Raw genomic sequence first — 17,044 nt, 5'->3', positions numbered from 1 at the left:
TTTTCGTCACATTTCCGCTTACAGTCATGGGCGAGTATTCGCGGGAATTGGAACCGGGGCGCCGATGGCATTGCTGAAAACACCAGGGGCTGGAAAAGGCTCCGACGTCCTTAGCTACGATCCGTACCGGCTGTCCTCGCCTCAGGTGTTCCTGCTGACGATGATCATCTTCCTGGCGATCGTGGCGTTCATAGCGGCGATCCTGACGCGGCAGATTTCCGGGGCTTTCGGCACCAATCCCGGCCTCAACGGCCTGATCCTCGGCGTGCTTGTCGTCGGTATCGGCCTCGCCTTCGCACAGGTGATGCGCCTGTTCCGGGAGGTTCGCTGGGTCAATTCGTTCCGCGCCGGCACCGAAGCGACGGAGCCGGTGCTGCTTGCGCCGATGAAGGCCATGCTCAGCCGCTCGTCGTCGATGGCGTTTTCGACCAGCTCGATGCGGACGATGCTCGACTCGATCGCCACCCGCCTCGATGAAAGCCGCGACGTATCGCGCTATCTCGTCGGCCTGCTGGTCTTCCTCGGCCTGCTCGGCACCTTCTGGGGCCTGCTGGCGACCATCGGCTCGATTGGCGACACCATCCAGTCGCTGGATCCCGGCACGGGCGACGCGGCCGCCGTGCTCGAGGCGCTGAAGGCCGGTCTTGCCGCGCCATTGCAAGGCATGGGCACGGCATTCTCGTCATCGCTGTTCGGTCTCTCCGGGTCGCTGGTTCTGGGCTTCCTAGACCTGCAGGCCGGCCGCGCCCAGACGCGCTTCTACACCGAACTGGAAAACTGGCTGTCTTCGGTCACCGACCTGTCCTCCGATATCGTCGGCGCCGACAGCAAGGGCGGCTCGTCCGACGAGATCCGCGCGCTGTCCGAGCGGCTGCGCAACATGCAGGAGCAGGGCGGATCCAATCCGCGCGTCGCTGCCGCCATGGCCAATCTCGCCGACGGCATATCCGGTCTGGTCAAGAACATGCGCAGCGAGCAGCAGATCATGCGCGACTGGGTCGAGGCGCAGTCCGACGAGCAGAAGGCGATGCGCAACACGCTGGAGAAAATCGCCGACGCCCTCAAGAAAGAGGGAGTCCACTAAGTGGCTCTGGCGCGTGGGCGGCGAGGTGATCGCCGTATCGACTATTGGCCCGGTTTCGTCGACGCACTGTCGACCCTGCTGCTTGCCATCATGTTCCTGCTCTCGGTTTTCGTGCTGGCGCAGTTCCTGCTCAGCCGCGAAATATCGGGCAAGGACGAGGTGCTGAACAGGCTCAACTCGCAGATCAACGAGCTGACCCAGCTTCTGGCGCTGGAAAAATCCAATGCCCAGGACACGGAGGACACGCTGGCCAACCTGCAGGCGTCGCTGTCTGCCGCCGAATCGGAAAAGAGCCGGCTGGAGCAACTGCTGTCGCAAGGGACGGGCGCCGGCGAGCAGGCGACCGCGCGTATTGGCGCGCTGTCGGGCGAACTCGAAAACGAACGCCAGGTCAGCCAGCGCGCGCTCAGCCAGGTCGAACTGCTCAACCAGCAGATCGCCGCGCTGCGCCGGCAGATCGGCGCTCTCGAAGAAGCGCTCAATGCCTCGGAAGCGCGCGACAAGGAGTCCAACACCAAGATCGCCGATCTCGGCCGCCGCCTGAACGTGGCGCTGGCCCAGCGCGTGCAGGAGCTCAACCGCTACCGCTCCGATTTCTTCGGCCGCCTGCGCGAGATCCTGTCGGACCGCGAGAACATCCGCATCGTCGGCGACCGCTTCGTGTTCCAGTCGGAAGTGCTGTTTCCGACCGGCTCGGAAGAGATCAACGAGGCCGGCAAGGGCGAGATGAAGAAGCTTGCCGACGCCATCATCGAGCTGCAAAAGGAAATCCCGCCCGAGATCAACTGGGTGCTGCGGGTCGACGGCCACACCGACAACATTCCGCTGTCGGGTACCGGCCGCTACCGCGACAACTGGGAGCTCTCCTCGGCGCGTTCGACCTCGGTTGTGAAATTCCTGATTGAAAACGGGGTGCCGGCCAACCGCCTGGTCGCCGCCGGCTTCGGCGAATTCCAGCCGCTCGACCCCGCCGACACGGCAGATGCGCGTTCCAAGAACCGCCGCATCGAGCTCAAGCTGACCGAACGCTAGAGCATTTTCGCTTTTCCTCGAATCGCGAAAACGCTCTATCTCCTTGCCTTGACGCAATTCCGAACGGAAAACCGCGTCACACTTTTCCTGGAATTGCTCCAGATCAAAATCCCGTGCGCGAAAAACCCGCCACATGTGAGGCGGTAGAGGCTTCGCGCAGTTTGAAATATGGCGGCCAACATTATCTTTTCTTAATTGGGAATGCCTGCGCCGCGGTCCTAACGTCTGGGCGCAGTCCGGGTGCCGCCGGCGATGACCTCCCACCGCGACGCGACGGAACTTGACGGGCTGAACAGTCCAGGGTGCCGACGGCATCCTGCGAACTCGGGAGACGCAGCCATGCGCTCTTTGATCGTCCAGGCGGCAGTTGCCGCAATCCTTGTTTCGACGCCTCTCGCATCGGCCCTTGCACGCGACCATGACATGCACGGAGTCAGGGAGCCGCGCATATCCGATCACTCCGGCGACGGCGATTCCAGCAATTCGTCGGCGCCGATCTCGGGGCAGCCGCAATTGCGGCCGGTCGGCGTGGTGTTGAGCGAGCTTCGCAGCGACGATGCCAGGATTGCCGCGGATCGCCGGATGAAGCTCATCACGGCTGTGGACGCGCGCAACCTTCGCGCCGAAGACGCGGCAATCCGCAAGGCGGCAGTCAGCGACGCAGGGTATGGCGGCATGCTGTCGGCGGGCCAGTTCAGCCAGTTGCAGGCGCAGGTCACCGGCCTCGCCGACCAGATCAATCGCGACGCCAGCCGCGGCTAGGTCCGATAACGCAAGCTGGCCGGCGTCCGATCGACCATCGGGCGCCGGTTGGCCGTCAGTAGCCTCCGGCCATCCTGGTCGAGACTTGAGCATGGCGGCTGCCGTTCCGGCAGGTGGTGGACCACCTGAACGGCCTTGCGAAGGGGCGCGGTTTGGTATCCTCTCGCCGCGATTTGAGACAGAGGAGAAGCCATGTCCTTCGCAAAACTCGACGAACTCGGCCGCAAGCTGGAAGCGCTGGAGCATGCGCTCGCAATTCTCGGCGCCGACGAGGCCACACACATGGCTGTCGGCGGCGGTGAAAAGCGCGCCGAGGCGCTGTCGGCGCTCGCCGGCATGCACCACCGGCAGGCAACTGCACCCGAGATCGTCGACTGGATTGCGGCGGCCGAGACCGAAACCCTTAACGAAGAGCAGATGGCCGCGCTCGGCGAATTCCGCCGCCAGTACACCAATATGACCTGCCTGCCGTCGGAATTCGTCGAACGGCAGACGTCGGCGCGGCTGCGCTGCGAGCAGCTGTGGCGCGACCTCAGGGCCAAGAATGACTGGGCCGGGTTCCAGCCGGCGCTCGAAGGCATTGTTTCGCTGGTGCGCGAAGAGGCGGCGCTGCGCTCGGACGCGCTCGGCCTCGCTCCCTACGATGCGCTGATGGAGCAGTACGATCCGGGCAATCGCATCGCCGACATCACGCCCGTCTTCACTGATCTCAAGGCCTTCCTGAAAGGCTTCGTGCCCGAGGCGCTGGCCGTCCAGCAAGAACGTCTCGCCAAAAATCCGCAACGCGCGCTGTCGGGCATCTATGCCATCGAACGCCAGCGCGAGCTCGGCCTTGCCATGATGGGCGCGGTCGGCTTCGACCTGACGCGCGGCAGCCTGTCTGTGTCGCACCACCCGTTCTGCGGCGGCGTGCCGTCGGACGTGCGCATCACCACGCGCTACAAGACGTCCGATTTCCTGTCGGCGCTGATGGGCGTTCTGCATGAGACCGGCCATGCGCTCTACGAGCAGAACCTGCCCGAAGCCTGGTCGCACTGGCCGCTCGGCAAGGCGCGCGGCATGGCCGTGCATGAGAGCCAGAGCCTGTTCGTCGAAAAGCAGCTCGGCCGCAATCCGGCCTTCTGGCACTGGGCGCTGCCGCTGGTCGAGCAGCATCTCGGCGAAAGCTGGACGATCGACGAGATCCTGCCGCATGTGCATCATGTCGAGCGCGGCCTGATCCGCGTCGACGCCGACGAGGTGACCTATCCGCTGCATGTCATCTTGCGTTACGAGCTTGAGCAGGAACTCGTCTCGGGCCGGCTGTCGGTCGCCGACCTGCCCGAGGCCTGGGACGCCAAGATGCGCGACTATCTTGGCCTGTCGACCATCGACAACCCCGCCGATGGGCCGATGCAGGACGTGCACTGGCCAAGTGCCGCCTTCGGCTATTTCCCATCCTATACGCTGGGCGCGATGATGGCCGCCCAGCAGTGGGCGACGATCGTTGAGGCTCATCCCGCAGTCAACGAGGAGATCGCGCGCGGCCATTTCGAGACGGTCAACACCTGGCGCCGCGACAACATCTGGTCGCAGGGCTCACGCTGGTCGACGCCGCAACTGCTCGAACGCGCCACCGGCGAAAAGCTCAACGCGGCTTATTTCACCGAGCATCTGAAGAAGCGGTACGGGGCCTGATTGATCCAGACAAACTGCCTCTCCGCGTAAACGGGGCGAGGGGTCGTCGGCGTTTCGGCCAGCCTCCTTCTCCCAGTCGTACGGGGAGAAGGTCCGGCAGGGGAGAGGGGCAGCTGCCTCGTTCCGCGAGGTAACTGAGTCAACCTGGTTTCTCCTTGATCGCGACGATGCTTTTGTCGGAAACTTGACCAACAAAGGGCTTGGGAGGGGCAGGTGGCGGATCATGCAGATGCGATCGTCATAGGCGGCGGGCTCGCCGGCCTCGTTGCCGCGGCCGAGCTGGCGGACGCCGGAAAGCGCGTCATCATCCTCGAGCAGGAGAGCGAGAATTCGCTCGGCGGCCAGGCCTTCTGGTCGCTCGGGGGCCTGTTCTTCGTCGACAGCCCCGAGCAGCGCCGCATGCGTATCAGGGACAGCCGCGACTTGGCGCTGCAGGACTGGATGGGCTCGGCACAGTTCGACCGCGCGGAAGATTTCTGGCCGCGCAAGGTGGCCGAGGCCTTCATCGATTTTTCCGCCGGCGAGATGCGGTCCTGGCTCCATGCCCAGGGCATGCGCTGGTTTCCCGTCGTCGGCTGGGCCGAGCGCGGCGGTGCCCAGGCACATGGCCACGGCAATTCGGTGCCGCGTTTCCACGTCACCTGGGGCACCGGGCCGGGCGTGCTGGCACCGTTCGTCCGGCGTGTCCGGGAGCACGCCGCCGTTGGCCGCATCGAGCTGAAATTCCGCCATCAGGCGAGCCGCCTGATCAAGACCGACGGTGCCGTCACGGGTGTCGCCGGCGAGGTGCTCGAGCCGTCGAGGGTCGAGCGCGGCCAGCAGTCGGGCCGCGCCGTGGTCGGCGATTTCGAGATCCGCGCTGCCGCAGTGATCGTCACCTCCGGCGGCATCGGCGGCAATCACGATCTCGTCCGCAAGGCGTGGCCGGTCGTGCGTCTCGGGCCGGCGCCGAAGAGGATGGTCGCCGGTGTGCCGCATCATGTCGACGGCCGCATGATCGCGGTCACCCAGGCAGCGGGCGGCGCGGTCATCAATGGCGACCGCATGTGGCACTACACCGAGGGTGTGACCAACTGGAACCCGATCTGGCCCAACCACGGCATCCGCATCCTGCCGGGGCCGTCGTCGCTGTGGTTCGATGCGCTGGGGCAGCGGCTGGAGGCGCCGTTCCTGCCCGGCTTCGACACACTCGGCACGTTGAAGCGCATCCTGTCTGTCGGCTACGAATATTCATGGTTCGTGCTGACCCAGAAGATCATCAAGAAGGAATTCGCGCTGTCGGGCTCCGAACAGAACCCCGACCTTACCTCCGGCCGCTGGATTGAGGTGCTGAAGAGCCGCCGCGCCAAGGGCGCGCCGCCTTCGGTCGAGGCCTTCAAGCGGCATGGCGAGGATTTTGTCGTGCGCGACAATCTCCGCGACCTGGTCGCGGGCATGAACGCGCTTGCCGGCAACGACCTCATCGACCACGACCGGCTGCACGCCCAGATCGGGGCGCGCGACCGCGAGATCGACAATCCGTTCTGCAAGGATATGCGCAGGTCACCGCCATCCACGGCGCGCGCCGCTATCTCGGCGACCGGCTGGTGCGCACGGCCAAGCCGCATAAGATCCTCGATCCTGAAAACGGTCCGCTGATTGCGGTGCGTCTCAACGTGTTGACGCGCAAGACGCTGGGCGGGCTGCACACCAATCTCGATGGTCAGGTGCTGGACGCGTCGGGCGAACCGGTGCCGGGCCTCTACGCGGCCGGCGAGGTCGCTGGCTTCGGCGGTGGCGGCTATCACGGCTACAATGCGCTTGAAGGAACCTTCCTCGGCGGCTGCATCTTTTCCGGGCGCTGCGCCGGCAGGCACGCGGCGGGGTAGCGGGAGCCGGCAGTGGCACCGTCGGCATCCAGTTGACGCAGGCAGGCTATTTGAAGATTGTCCGGGCGAAGTTCCAGCAACGCGCGAGCAATCCGATGACCATCTCGTCCCGCCACAGCTACCGCACGCTTCCCTTGCCTGATTACAAGGAGAAACCCCTGGACGAGATGCGCGCCGGCGCGCAGTCGTTCTACGACGAGATCAGGACACGCCACACGGTGCGCGATTTCTCAACGCGTCCGGTGCCGCGCGACATCATCGAAACCTGCATCATGGCTGCCGGCACCGCGCCCAACGGGGCCAATCACCAGCCCTGGCACTTCGCCGTCATCGGAAATCCCGACATCAAGCGGCAAATCCGCGAAGCGGCCGAGATCGAGGAACGCGCCTTCTACGAGGGACGTGCCGGCGAGGAATGGCTGAAGGCGCTGGCGCCGCTTGGCACCGACGCGTCGAAGCCGTTCCTCGAGGAGGCGCCCTGGCTGATCTGCATCTTCGGCGAGCGCAAGAGCCGGTCGGCTGACGGGGTGATGCGCAAGAACTACTACGTGCCGGAATCGGTGAGCATCGCCACCGGCTTCCTGATCGCGGCGCTGCACCGCGCAGGCCTTGCGACGCTGACGCATACACCCAATCCCATGAGCTTTCTCAACGAGATTTGCGGCCGCGATCCGCACGACAAGCCGTATATCCTGATGGTCGTCGGCTACCCCAAGGAGGACGCCACGATCCCGGTGCACGCCACCGAGAAGCGGCCGCTGGCGGAGATCGCGACGTTCTTGTGAAGATTGGCTTGTAAGGCGAGGGCCTATTTGCCCTCGTTCACGGCGAATGGATTGACGATCCGCAGACGACCTTCGATTACCCTGCCGTGCTGCATGTCTTCCGACCACAAGACAGTGCAGTTCGCGCAAAGAGCCGTAGCAACCACAAGCGCGTCGTAGAACGACAGGCCGTCGTGTTCGGCCAGTCTCAAGGCTTCCGTGTGGATTTCCGCATTCAGCGGCAGCACGCGTGGACACAGCGTGCGAATGATCGCGATGGCGTCGCCGATCTCGGCCCAACTCATGCCCAGCTTGCGATGCGCGACATTGGCGAACTCGTTGAGTCCCTGGACGCTGACGCTGCAGCCCCTGGCCAGCAGCTGTTCGGCCGTCTTACTGCGTGGGTCCGTGGTGAAGGCGTAGACAAGGATGTTTGTGTCGAGCAGCTCGTCCGCCGCAGCCATCACCTTACGTTTGCCTCGTCGCGGTCGAACCGCCACCCGGCGGGCAGCGGCTTGCGCAGCCCGTTGAGGCGTTCCAGCGCGCGCGCGCGGCTTCTGTCGAGAGCGATGTCGAAGGCGCGGTCGCCGGCAACCCGGATGTCGATCTCGTCGCCTTCCTTCAGGTCAAGCGCCTCGACGACCTGGGCGGGCAATCTGATAGCGAGGCTGTTGCCCCATTTCGAAACCTGCATGCAAGCCTCCATGATATACAAGATCAATGTATATCACATGCATTGCAATTCCAAGAGAAGCCTACTCCGCGGCACCCTTGAAGGCGCTGGCGCCGGTGTCGAACTGCAGCTTGGCGAGGCGGGCATAGACGCCGCCCCTGGCCACGAGGCTCTGGTGCGTGCCTTCCTCGACGATCTGGCCGCCATCGACGACCAGGATGCGGTCGGCCTTGAGCACGGTCGCCAGCCGATGCGCGATGACGACGGTGGTGCGGCCCCGCATCAGGTGCTCGAGCGCCTGCTGGACCTGCTTTTCGCTTTCGGCGTCGAGCGCCGATGTCGCCTCGTCGAGCAGCAGGATCGGCGCGTCGCGCAGGATGGCGCGGGCAATGGCGATGCGCTGGCGCTGGCCGCCTGACAGCGTCACGCCACGCTCGCCGACTTCGGTTTCGTAGCCGTCCTGCAGCTTTTCGATGAATTCGTCTGCGAGTGCTGCCTCAGCGGCCCTGACGATGTCGACCTTCGCAGCGCCGGGGCGGCCGAAGCCGATGTTGTCGGCTGCGGCGCTGGCGAAGATCGTCACGTCCTGCGGCACGATGGCGATGCGCTCGCGCACGGCCCGCGGATCGGCCGTTGCCACATCGACGCCGTCGATCAGCACGCTACCCTTCTCCGGGTCGTAGAAGCGCAACAGCAGCGAAAACACCGTGCTCTTGCCGGCACCCGATGGCCCGACGATCGCCACCGTCTCGCCGGGCTTGACGGTGAAGCTCATGCCATGCACGGCAGCCCTGTCGGGCCTGACCGGATAAGAGAAGGTCACGTCGCGGAATTCGATCGCGCCGGTGCTCGTGGCGGGCAGCGCCACCGGCGCGGCGGGAGCGGCGACCGTCGGCTCTTCGGCCAGGATCTCGGTGATGCGTTCGGCCGCGCCGGCAGCGGCGCTCAGTTCGCCCCAGACTTCGGACAGGGCGCCGAGCGCGCCGGCGGCAAATACCGAATAGAGCAGGAACTGGCCGAGCGTGCCGGGCGAGACGACGCCTTCGAGCACGTCGCGCGAACCGAACCACAGCACGGCCACGACCGAGGCGAAAATGGTGAAGATGGCAAAGAAGGTCAGCACCGAACGCGCCAGAACCGAGGCGCGGGCTGCGTTGAAGGCGGTTTCGACGGCGGCTGCGAACTTGCCGGTGACCAGCTTCTCGTTGGTGAAGGCCTGCAGCGTGCGGATGGCGCCGATCTGCTCGCTGGCGAATGCGGTGGCATCGGCCAGCGTGTCCTGGGCGAGGCGCGACTTGCGCCTGACCGAGCGGCCGAAGGCGACCAGCGGCAGGACGATGAGCGGGATGGCGCCGATCACCAGCCCCGACAGCTTCGGGCTCGTCACCACCATCATGCTGAGCGCGCCGAGGCCGAGGATGACGTTGCGCAGGGCAACCGAGGCGGTGGCGCCGACTGCCGACTTGATCTGGGTGGTGTCGGCGGTCAGGCGCGAGACGATCTCGCCGGACATCGCCGTGTCGAAGAAGGCTGGCGACAGGTTGGTGACATGGGAGAAAACGTCGCGGCGAATGTCGGAGACGACGCGTTCGCCAAGCGTGATGACGAAATAGTAGCGACAGGCCGAGGCCAGCGCGAGCAGTGCTGCGATCGCCACCAGCATGGCGAAATAGTTGGCGATGAAATCCGAATCGGCGGACGAGAAGCCATGGTCGATCATCCGGCGCACCGCGATCGGCAAGGTCAGCGTGGTGACGGCTGCGGCGATCAGCGAAACGATGGCGCCCACCACCAGTTTGGGATAGCGGTAGAGATAGGGATAGAGCCTGCCCAGCGGGCGAAGCGAACGCCGGCGCTCTTCGTTAGCGGCCGTTGTGGTGTTCGCCATGACATTTCCCTCTCGGCCGCTGCCCTTTGCCGGCTGGGCGGCCTTGTGATTCAATTTCGGCTGATGTATAGGCACGCCGACCGTTTCTGAAGCCGTGGTCTATCTAGCTGCGGCTTCGAATTTTCGAAAGAGGCGCATCGCCGCAGGATACCTGCGCAATCCGCGCCGCGACAGCAGGAATAGAGCGATGAAAGCCGATATCCATCCCGACTACCACGTCATCAAGATCGTGATGACCAATGGCACCGAATACATGACCCGCTCCACCTGGGGCAAGGAAGGCGATACGATGAACCTCGATATCGATCCGACCACGCACCCGGCATGGACCGGCGGCCAGCAGACCCTGCTCGACCGCGGCGGCCGTCTGTCGAAGTTCAAGAAGCGCTACGAAGGCCTCGGCATCTAAGCCGACCTGTATCGCTGGCTATCAAGAACCCGCCCTCGTGGCGGGTTTTTTGTTTGGTGTAGGCCCGCACAACTCGCGTCAGCTTGCGCTGCCCCTCACCCTTACCCTCTCCCCGCAGGCGGGGAGAGGGGGCGTCGACGCCGCGGCCAGCCTCCTTCTCCCCGTTCTTACGGGGAGAAGGTCCGGCAGGGGATGAGGGGCGGTGCAAAGCTGGCCAGGTAGCCGCGCTTAGCCAATCGCCGCGATCTCCCGCAGCGCCATCGCCTTGTAGTCGGCCACCAGCGCATCGCCCTCCGCCCGCTCGACCGAGATCGCCAGCCGCATCGCCGCCTCGCCCAGCGACATGATCAGGAACGCCTTGCGCTCGACCTCGCCAGTATCGACGCCCGGCATGACGCGGTGCCAGGCCTCGGCCAGGAGCGCGCCGTTGGTCCTGGAGTCGCGCAGGTCGATGTCGCGCAGCGCCTTGTCGGCCTGCGTGCCCGACCAGATGTCGCGCATCACCGGTTCGGCCAGGAAGATGCCGTAATAGGTGTCGACCAGCCCGCCGAAGGCCTGGAGCAAGCCATCCACGTCGCGCACGCCTGCCAGCCCGTCGGCGATGCAGGCGCGGCCCTCGGCGTTGTAGCGCTCGGCCAGCGTGCGCACGATGGCGCCCTTGTCGGGAAAGTATTGGTAGAGCGAGCCGATCGAGACGCCGGCGCGCTCGGCCACCTCGCCCATGCGCATGGCATCGCTGCCGCTTTCCTCGATCAGGGCGGTGGCGGCCCGCAGCATGCGCTCGACCCGCTCCTGGCTGCGCTTCTGGCTCGGCGCCCGGCGCAGCGCGCCGCTCTCTTCGGTCTTGTCCATGTCCAGGCCCACCGCGATTCCGCTTGACGGCCATAATATGAGGGTTTATCACATTTGCAAATGTGAGTATTGCTCACGTTATGTTGGAGGCCAAGATGCAGTCTGAGAATGCGAATGCTCCATTCCTCATCCTCGGCGGCACCGGCAAGACCGGCCGCCGTATCGCCGAGCAGCTTGCGGCCCAAGGCCTGCCGGTCCGCATCGGCTCGCGCAAAGCCATGCCCGCCTTCGGCTGGGACGACCGCTCGTCCTGGGCCGAGGCACTTGAAGGCGTGCGCGCCGCCTACATCGCCTACCATCCTGATCTCGCCGCACCGGGCGCGGCCGAGACCGTCGGCGAGTTCGCCCGGCTTGCAGTCAGCAGGGGCGTCAAGCGCCTGGTCCTGCTGTCCGGTCGTGGCGAGCCCGAAGCCCAGCGCGCCGAACAGGCGGTCATCGCCTCGGGCGCCCAGTGGACGGTTCTGCGCTGCAGCTGGTTCGCCCAGAACTTCAGCGAAAGCTTCATGCGCGACATGGTGCTCTCCGGCGAGGTCGCCTTGCCGGTCGGCGACGTCGGCGAGCCGTTCGTCGATGCCGACGACATCGCCGATGCGGCCGTCGCTGCGTTCACCGACGACCGCCATATCGGCCAGCTCTACGAACTCACAGGTCCGCGTCTGCTCAGCTTCCGTGACGCCGTTGCCGAAATTGCCGCCGCCAGCGGCCGGGATATCCGCTTCACCGAGATCACGCCCGCCGATTTCGAGGCAGGACTGGTCGCCGAAGGGCTGCCGCCGGACCTGAATGCGCTGCTGACGATGCTGTTCACCGAAGTGCTCGACGGGCGCAACGCCCATCTCGGCGACGGCGTCGAACGGGGACTTGGTCGTCGTGCGCGGGACTTTCGCGACTACGCCACCGCAGCTGCCGCATCGGGTGCCTGGGGAGAGACAAAATGATCGCCACAATGTTTCCCGCGCTCACCTTCCTCGCCGTGATCGGCAGCGGCCTTGCCGCCGGGTTGTTCTTCATCTTCTCGAACACGATCATGGCGTCGTTTGCCAGGCTGCCGGCGGCACAGGGCATCGCCGCCATGCAGCAGATCAACCTGACCATCATCAACCCGGCCTTCATGGTCGTGTTCATGGGGCTGGCGGTGCTGTCTCTGGCTCTCGCGGCCAAGGCGGTCTTCGGCTGGAGCGAACCCGGCGCGGCCTGGCTGCTCGCCGGCAGCGTCGCCTATCTGCTCGGCTGCCTTGCGGTGACGCTGGTCTTCAACGTGCCGCTCAACGACGCGCTCGCCGCCGTCGATCCCGCAAGTGCCGATGGGGCCGCGATGTGGGCGCGCTATCTCAAGGAATGGCTGCCGTGGAACCATGTTCGCACAGCCGCCTGCATGGGCTCGCTCGGCGCCTTCGTCATGGCGCTTGTGCGCGCCGCCTAGAGCAATTCCAGGAAAAGTGTGACGCGGTTTTCCGCCGGAATTGCGTCAAAACAAGGAGATGGAGCGTTTTCGCGATTCGAGGAAAAGCGGAAACGCTCCAAGAAAAAGGCCGGGGCAGCCCCGGCCTTTCTTGTCCCTCAAGCCTGGCGCTTCCAGCGCGCCACGGCGTGCTCGATCAGCCGGTCGACGAGATCGGGATACGAAACGCCCGAGGCCGCCATCGTCTTCGGATACATGCTGATGTTGGTGAAGCCGGGGATGGTGTTGACCTCGTTGACCAGCGCCGAGCCGTCCGCCCTCACGAAGAAGTCGACGCGCGCCATGCTTTCGCAACCCAGCGCCAGGAAAGCGCCGCGGGCGATTTCCTGCAGCCTGGCGATGGCGCCTTGCGGCAGCTCGGCCGGAATGCGCAGCGCAGCGCCATCGGCATCGATGTACTTGGCCTCGTAGGTGTAGAAGCCGTGGCTCGCCGCCGGCACGATCTCGCCCGGCACCGAGACGGACAGCGATCCGTCGGGCGCTTCGAGCACCGCGAACTCGACCTCGCGGCCGGCGATGAACTCCTCGATCAGCACCTTGCGGTCGTGCCTGAAGGCCTCGGCCAGGGCCGTCTCCAGCTGCGCCGGCGTTTCGGCCTTGCTGACGCCGACCGACGAACCTTGCCGCGCCGGCTTGACGAAAACGGGCAGGCCGAGCGCCGTTTTTATTGTTTCGAAACCCGGTGCCTGGCCAACATGCACGGTGATTCCGCGTGCCACTGGCAGGCCGGCTTCCTTCATCAGCCGCTTGGCCGTGTCCTTGTCCATGGCGTTGGCCGAACCCAGCACGCCGGAGCCGACATAGGCGATGTCGACGACCTCGGCTAGGCCCTGCACCGCGCCGTCCTCGCCGAATGGTCCGTGCAGCACTGGAAACAGCACGTCGACCTTCGGCAATTCGAACGGCGCCTCGTGCGGGGGCAGGGCGACCAGCCGGCCCTTGCCGCCGGGCACCAGCGCCACCTCGGCGCTATCGGTCGGCACGGACTTGGGCAGCGCGCCGTCACGGTCGAGTTCGGCGAGGAACCAGCGGCCGTCGCGGGCGATGCCTATCGGCACGACCTCGTATCGGGACGCGTCGATCGCCTTCACCACATTGCTTGCGGACATGATGGAAACGTCGTGCTCGGCGGAGCGCCCGCCGAAAAGGACTGCAATGCGTGGTCGCGAGGTCATGCGTTCTCCCAATTGTCCGGCCTGCCGCTCCTCGGGCCACGGGTGGCGGGCGATTCCAGCTTATGTGTGGCAACTTCCGGGCGTTGCGGCGGTGTTTCAGCCCTGCGCCTTTGCCTTATGTCCCTTGCGGTCGGAATGGCCGAGATCGCGCTCGGGGTCGATTACATCGCGCACCAGCTGCTTGAGCTGGGCCGCATCGGGAAAGCCGCCGTCGCGCTTGCGGTCCCAGATCAGCTTGTCGTTGCAGGTCACCGTGAAGATGCCGCCGGTGCCCGGCACCAGCGTCACCTCGCCCAGCTCGGCGCCGAAGGTCGACAAAAGCTCCTGCGCCATCCAGCCGGCGCGCAGCAGCCACATGCACTGGGTGCAGTAGGTGATGCGGATCTGGGGCAAGGGGGCGTCGGTCATGGGCAACCCGGAGCTGAGTGGTGCGTCCTTCGAGGCCCGCTTCGCGGGCACCTCAGGATGAGGAAGGACGGTGTCGCCCCTCCACGGTTCAATGTTCAGGCCAGTGACAGCGCCAGATCATCATGCCGGCTGCCACGGTCCTCATCCTGAGGTGCTCGCCCAACGGGCGAGCCTCGAAGGACGCAGAACAAAAAAGGCGTCAAACGAAAACGCCCCGACGTAGCCGGGGCGTTCAAAGGTCAAGCCGCGCTGAGCTTGGCCAGTGTCGCTTCGTCGACTTCGAAGTTGGCGTAGACGTTCTGGACGTCGTCGTCGTCTTCGAGCGTGCCGACCAGCTTCATCAGCGACTGGGCGCGTTCTTCGTCGACCGGCACGTTGTTCTGCGGCTTCCAGATGATCTTCACAGACTCGGCGTCGCCGAGCGAGGCTTCGAGCGCTTTGGACACTTCGGAGAGGTTTTCGAAGGCGCAGGTGATGGTGTGGCCGTCCTCGTCGGACTGCACGTCGTCGGCGCCGGCCTCGATGGCGGCATCCATGACCTTGTCGGCGCTGCCGACCTTGGCGTCATAGACGATCTCGCCGACGCGGTCCCACATGAACGACACCGAGCCGGTTTCGCCGAGCGCGCCGCCGGATTTGGTGAAGGCGGCGCGAACGTTGGACGCGGTGCGGTTGCGGTTGTCGGTCAGCGCCTCGACGATCAGCGCGATTCCGCCCGGGCCGTAGCCCTCGTAGCGCACTTCTTCGTAGTTTTCGGCATCGCCCATCGACGCCTTGGAAATGGCGCGGGCGATGTTGTCCTTGGGCATCGACACGGCCTTGGCGTTCTGGACAGCCAGGCGAAGGCGCGGGTTCATCGAGGGGTCGGGCACGCCGGTCTTTGCTGCAACGGTGATTTCACGCGCGAGCTTGGAGAACATCTTGGAACGCACCGCGTCCTGGCGGCCCTTGCGGTGCATGATGTTCTTGAATTGTGAATGGCCGGCCATGGGACCCCTGTTTTGTCGCTTTGGCGAGATTGGAATGGGCCGCGTTATAGATAAATCGGCTCAATACGTCCAGACTTCAGGCTTTTCAGCACTCGCGAAAACGTGACTCCGCGTGGCAGCTGGCAGCTGAGATAGTGCGGCGACGCCTCGAACGCACGAGACCGCGATGCCCCTTCGCCTGCTCGCCGCCTGCTTCGCTGTTGTGATCTGCCAGGGCACGCCCGCGCGCGCCGCCGACGATCCGGTACCCAGCAAATGCATGGCCATCGCCCAGTCCTTGCCCGAGGTCACCTACGCCAGCTTCATGCCGGCGCAAACCTTCGTCGATGGCGAGGTGACCATCACCTATGCCGGCCACTCGACCTATGTCATCGAAACGCCCGGCGGCGTGCGCATCGCTACCGATTTCAGCGGCGTCTATGGCGCGGAGCCGCTGCCGCGCGTCGCCACCATGAACAAGGCGCATCGCACGCACTACACCGACTTTCCCGACAAGGGCATCGAGCACGTGCTGCGCGGCTGGAACCCGGAAGGAGGGGCAGCCAAGCATGCGCTGGTGGTCGACGACGTCTACATTCGCAACGTGCCGACCGACATCAGGCGCTTCGGCGCCATGGAAGCGGGCGGAAACTCGATCTTCATCTTCGAGGTCGCAGGCCTGTGCATCGGCCATCTCGGCCACCTGCACCATCGCCTCGAAGATGCGCATTACGGCGCCATCGGCAGGCTCGACGTCGTCATGGTGCCGATCGACGGCGGCATGACGCTGTCGATCGATGCCATGACCGAAATCACCAGCAGGCTGTATTCCTCGATGATCCTGCCGATGCACCGGCATTCGACTGACATCGGCGAGTTCACCGGCATGATGGGCGACGGTTTCGCCGTCGAGTTCCGCGACAGTCGTTCCGTCGCGGTCTCGATCAGGTCGCTGCCGAACCGCCCGACGATCGTCGTGCTCAACGGCGTCTAGATGTGAGCTTTCAGGAGGTTGTCCATTCGGTCCGAGGAGACTGGAGTTACCAAGCTGCAGCACTCTCCGGAGGGTCCGAATGAACATCCACAAGAATGCCCGCCTCACGCCGCTGCGTCGAGAAGAAATGGCTCGGGCGGTGTATGAGAGCCTGGCCCAAAATGCGGCGCCCGGAATAGGCCCGGATGCGAAAACGGCGAACCTTGCGGTTCGCCGTTGTCTGGGTGGTCAGTGGCTGTCGGCCCGATGTTGCTTGCGGCGATTGCGCTGCAGCATGTTCAGACCTTCGACAAGGGCCGAGAAGCCCATCGCGGCATAGATGTAGCCCTTGGGCACGTGGTAGCCGAAGCCGTCGGCGATCAGCGTCATGCCGATCATCAACAGGAAGCCCAGCGCCAGCATGACGATGGTCGGGTTCTTCTCGATGAAGTTGGCGAGCGGGGTGGCGGCCAGCATCATCACCGAGACGGCGACGATGACGGCGATGTACATGATGCCGATCTCGTCGGTCATGCCGACGGCGGTGATGATCGAGTCGATCGAAAACACCAGGTCGAGCAGCAGGATCTGGAAAATCGCCGCGCCCATCGAGAGCTGCAGCGTGCGCGATACGATCTCGTCCTTGTGATCCTCGGGGTCGACCGAATGGTGGATTTCCTTGGTCGCCTTCCACACCAGGAACAGGCCGCCGGCGATCAGGATCAGGTCACGCCACGAGAAGCCGTGGCCGAAGGCGGTGAAGACGGGTGCCGTCAGCGCGACGATGAAGGAAATCGTAGCCAGCAGCACAAGGCGCATGACCAGTGCCGCCGAAATGCCGAGGCGGCGCGCCTTGGCGCGCTGGTGTTCCGGCAACTTGTTGGTCAGGATCGAAATGAAGATCAGGTTGTCGATGCCGAGCACGACTTCCAGCGCGATCAGCGTCAGCAGCGCTATCCATGCGGTCGGATCGTTGACGAAGGTGAAATACGGCGCAAGGAATTCGATCATCTTGGTGTCCCCGTTGTCCTTCTGGATAACAATCGAGC

General features: G+C 64.9%; 17 protein-coding genes and 1 pseudogene. 10 read left to right on the top strand and 8 right to left on the bottom strand.

The annotated features are described in order from the left end of the window. The first annotated feature begins 64 nt into the window (after positions 1-64). From PCJ21_RS10775 to PCJ21_RS10750, 6 genes and pseudogenes are all read left to right on the top strand, one after another. Complete coding sequence (locus tag PCJ21_RS10775) at positions 65-1,084, top strand: MotA/TolQ/ExbB proton channel family protein (RefSeq protein ID WP_269931396.1); 1,020 nt, start codon at positions 65-67, stop codon at positions 1,082-1,084. Next, the gene (locus PCJ21_RS10770) at positions 1,085-2,116 is read left to right on the top strand and encodes a peptidoglycan -binding protein (protein ID WP_269931395.1); all 1,032 of its coding nucleotides are present in this window, start codon (positions 1,085-1,087) and stop codon (positions 2,114-2,116) included. A gap of 339 nt (positions 2,117-2,455) precedes the next feature. Then, positions 2,456-2,878 carry a hypothetical protein gene (locus PCJ21_RS10765; protein WP_269931394.1) on the top strand — a complete coding sequence of 141 codons (423 nt, stop codon included), beginning with the start codon at positions 2,456-2,458 and terminating at the stop codon, positions 2,876-2,878. Between the two features lie 192 nt (positions 2,879-3,070). Next, on the top strand, positions 3,071-4,555 hold the full coding sequence (locus PCJ21_RS10760; RefSeq protein WP_269931393.1) for a carboxypeptidase M32: 1,485 nt from the start codon (positions 3,071-3,073) through the stop codon (positions 4,553-4,555). A 213-nt stretch (positions 4,556-4,768) separates the two neighbouring features. Next, positions 4,769-6,423, top strand: a pseudogene (locus PCJ21_RS10755) (FAD-binding dehydrogenase). A 95-nt stretch (positions 6,424-6,518) separates the two neighbouring features. After that, a complete protein-coding gene (locus PCJ21_RS10750; protein WP_269931392.1) occupies positions 6,519-7,208 on the top strand; it encodes a nitroreductase family protein in 690 nt (229 codons plus the stop codon). Between the two features lie 23 nt (positions 7,209-7,231). Here PCJ21_RS10750 and PCJ21_RS10745 read toward each other — a convergent pair whose 3' ends face one another. From PCJ21_RS10745 to PCJ21_RS10735, 3 genes are all read right to left on the bottom strand, one after another. Continuing rightward, complete coding sequence (locus PCJ21_RS10745) at positions 7,232-7,651, bottom strand: PIN domain-containing protein (protein ID WP_269931391.1); 420 nt, start codon at positions 7,649-7,651, stop codon at positions 7,232-7,234. Then, the gene (locus tag PCJ21_RS10740) at positions 7,651-7,881 is read right to left on the bottom strand and encodes an AbrB/MazE/SpoVT family DNA-binding domain-containing protein (RefSeq protein WP_269931390.1); all 231 of its coding nucleotides are present in this window, start codon (positions 7,879-7,881) and stop codon (positions 7,651-7,653) included. The genes PCJ21_RS10745 and PCJ21_RS10740 overlap by 1 nt, the downstream gene beginning before the upstream one ends. Before the next feature lie 61 nt (positions 7,882-7,942). Then, complete coding sequence (locus tag PCJ21_RS10735; protein WP_269931389.1) at positions 7,943-9,748, bottom strand: ABC transporter transmembrane domain-containing protein; 1,806 nt, start codon at positions 9,746-9,748, stop codon at positions 7,943-7,945. Positions 9,749-9,935: 187 nt separating this feature from the next. Here PCJ21_RS10735 and rpmE point away from each other — a divergent pair, with 187 nt between their 5' ends. Then, positions 9,936-10,157 carry a 50S ribosomal protein L31 gene (gene rpmE / locus PCJ21_RS10730; protein WP_269931388.1) on the top strand — a complete coding sequence of 74 codons (222 nt, stop codon included), beginning with the start codon at positions 9,936-9,938 and terminating at the stop codon, positions 10,155-10,157. A gap of 228 nt (positions 10,158-10,385) precedes the next feature. On the opposite strand, the gene PCJ21_RS10725 is transcribed toward rpmE, so the two are convergent. After that, positions 10,386-11,009: a TetR/AcrR family transcriptional regulator gene (locus PCJ21_RS10725; RefSeq protein WP_269931387.1), complete on the bottom strand. Its 624-nt coding sequence runs from the start codon at positions 11,007-11,009 to the stop codon at positions 10,386-10,388. A gap of 95 nt (positions 11,010-11,104) precedes the next feature. Between PCJ21_RS10725 and PCJ21_RS10720 the strand changes: the two genes are divergently transcribed. Continuing rightward, positions 11,105-11,947 carry an SDR family oxidoreductase gene (locus tag PCJ21_RS10720; protein ID WP_269931386.1) on the top strand — a complete coding sequence of 281 codons (843 nt, stop codon included), beginning with the start codon at positions 11,105-11,107 and terminating at the stop codon, positions 11,945-11,947. After that, entirely contained in the window at positions 11,944-12,432 is a 489-nt protein-coding gene (locus PCJ21_RS10715) for an anthrone oxygenase family protein (RefSeq protein ID WP_269931385.1), read from the top strand. Before PCJ21_RS10720 ends, PCJ21_RS10715 begins: the two co-directional genes overlap by 4 nt. Positions 12,433-12,569: 137 nt before the next feature. Here PCJ21_RS10715 and PCJ21_RS10710 read toward each other — a convergent pair whose 3' ends face one another. The 3 genes from PCJ21_RS10710 to PCJ21_RS10700 form a co-directional block, all read right to left on the bottom strand. Further along, positions 12,570-13,646, bottom strand: a complete 1,077-nt coding sequence (locus tag PCJ21_RS10710; RefSeq protein ID WP_269931384.1) for a D-alanine--D-alanine ligase family protein — start codon at positions 13,644-13,646, stop codon at positions 12,570-12,572. A 96-nt stretch (positions 13,647-13,742) separates the two neighbouring features. After that, positions 13,743-14,054 (bottom strand): SelT/SelW/SelH family protein, encoded by a 312-nt coding sequence (locus PCJ21_RS10705; RefSeq protein WP_269931383.1) that lies wholly within the window; start codon positions 14,052-14,054, stop codon positions 13,743-13,745. Between the two features lie 239 nt (positions 14,055-14,293). Next, positions 14,294-15,043 carry a YebC/PmpR family DNA-binding transcriptional regulator gene (locus tag PCJ21_RS10700; protein ID WP_269931382.1) on the bottom strand — a complete coding sequence of 250 codons (750 nt, stop codon included), beginning with the start codon at positions 15,041-15,043 and terminating at the stop codon, positions 14,294-14,296. A gap of 166 nt (positions 15,044-15,209) precedes the next feature. On the opposite strand from PCJ21_RS10700, the gene PCJ21_RS10695 reads away from it, so the two are divergent. Then, positions 15,210-16,016 (top strand): MBL fold metallo-hydrolase, encoded by an 807-nt coding sequence (locus PCJ21_RS10695; protein WP_269931381.1) that lies wholly within the window; start codon positions 15,210-15,212, stop codon positions 16,014-16,016. Between the two features lie 228 nt (positions 16,017-16,244). Here PCJ21_RS10695 and PCJ21_RS10690 read toward each other — a convergent pair whose 3' ends face one another. After that, positions 16,245-17,006, bottom strand: coding sequence for a TerC family protein (locus PCJ21_RS10690; protein WP_269931380.1), 762 nt, complete (start codon positions 17,004-17,006; stop codon positions 16,245-16,247). Positions 17,007-17,044 lie beyond the last annotated feature (38 nt).

The organism is Aminobacter sp. HY435 (assembly GCF_027568395.1).
Lineage (GTDB): Bacteria > Pseudomonadota > Alphaproteobacteria > Rhizobiales > Rhizobiaceae > Aminobacter.
This window is presented reverse-complemented; position numbering and strand designations above follow the sequence as displayed.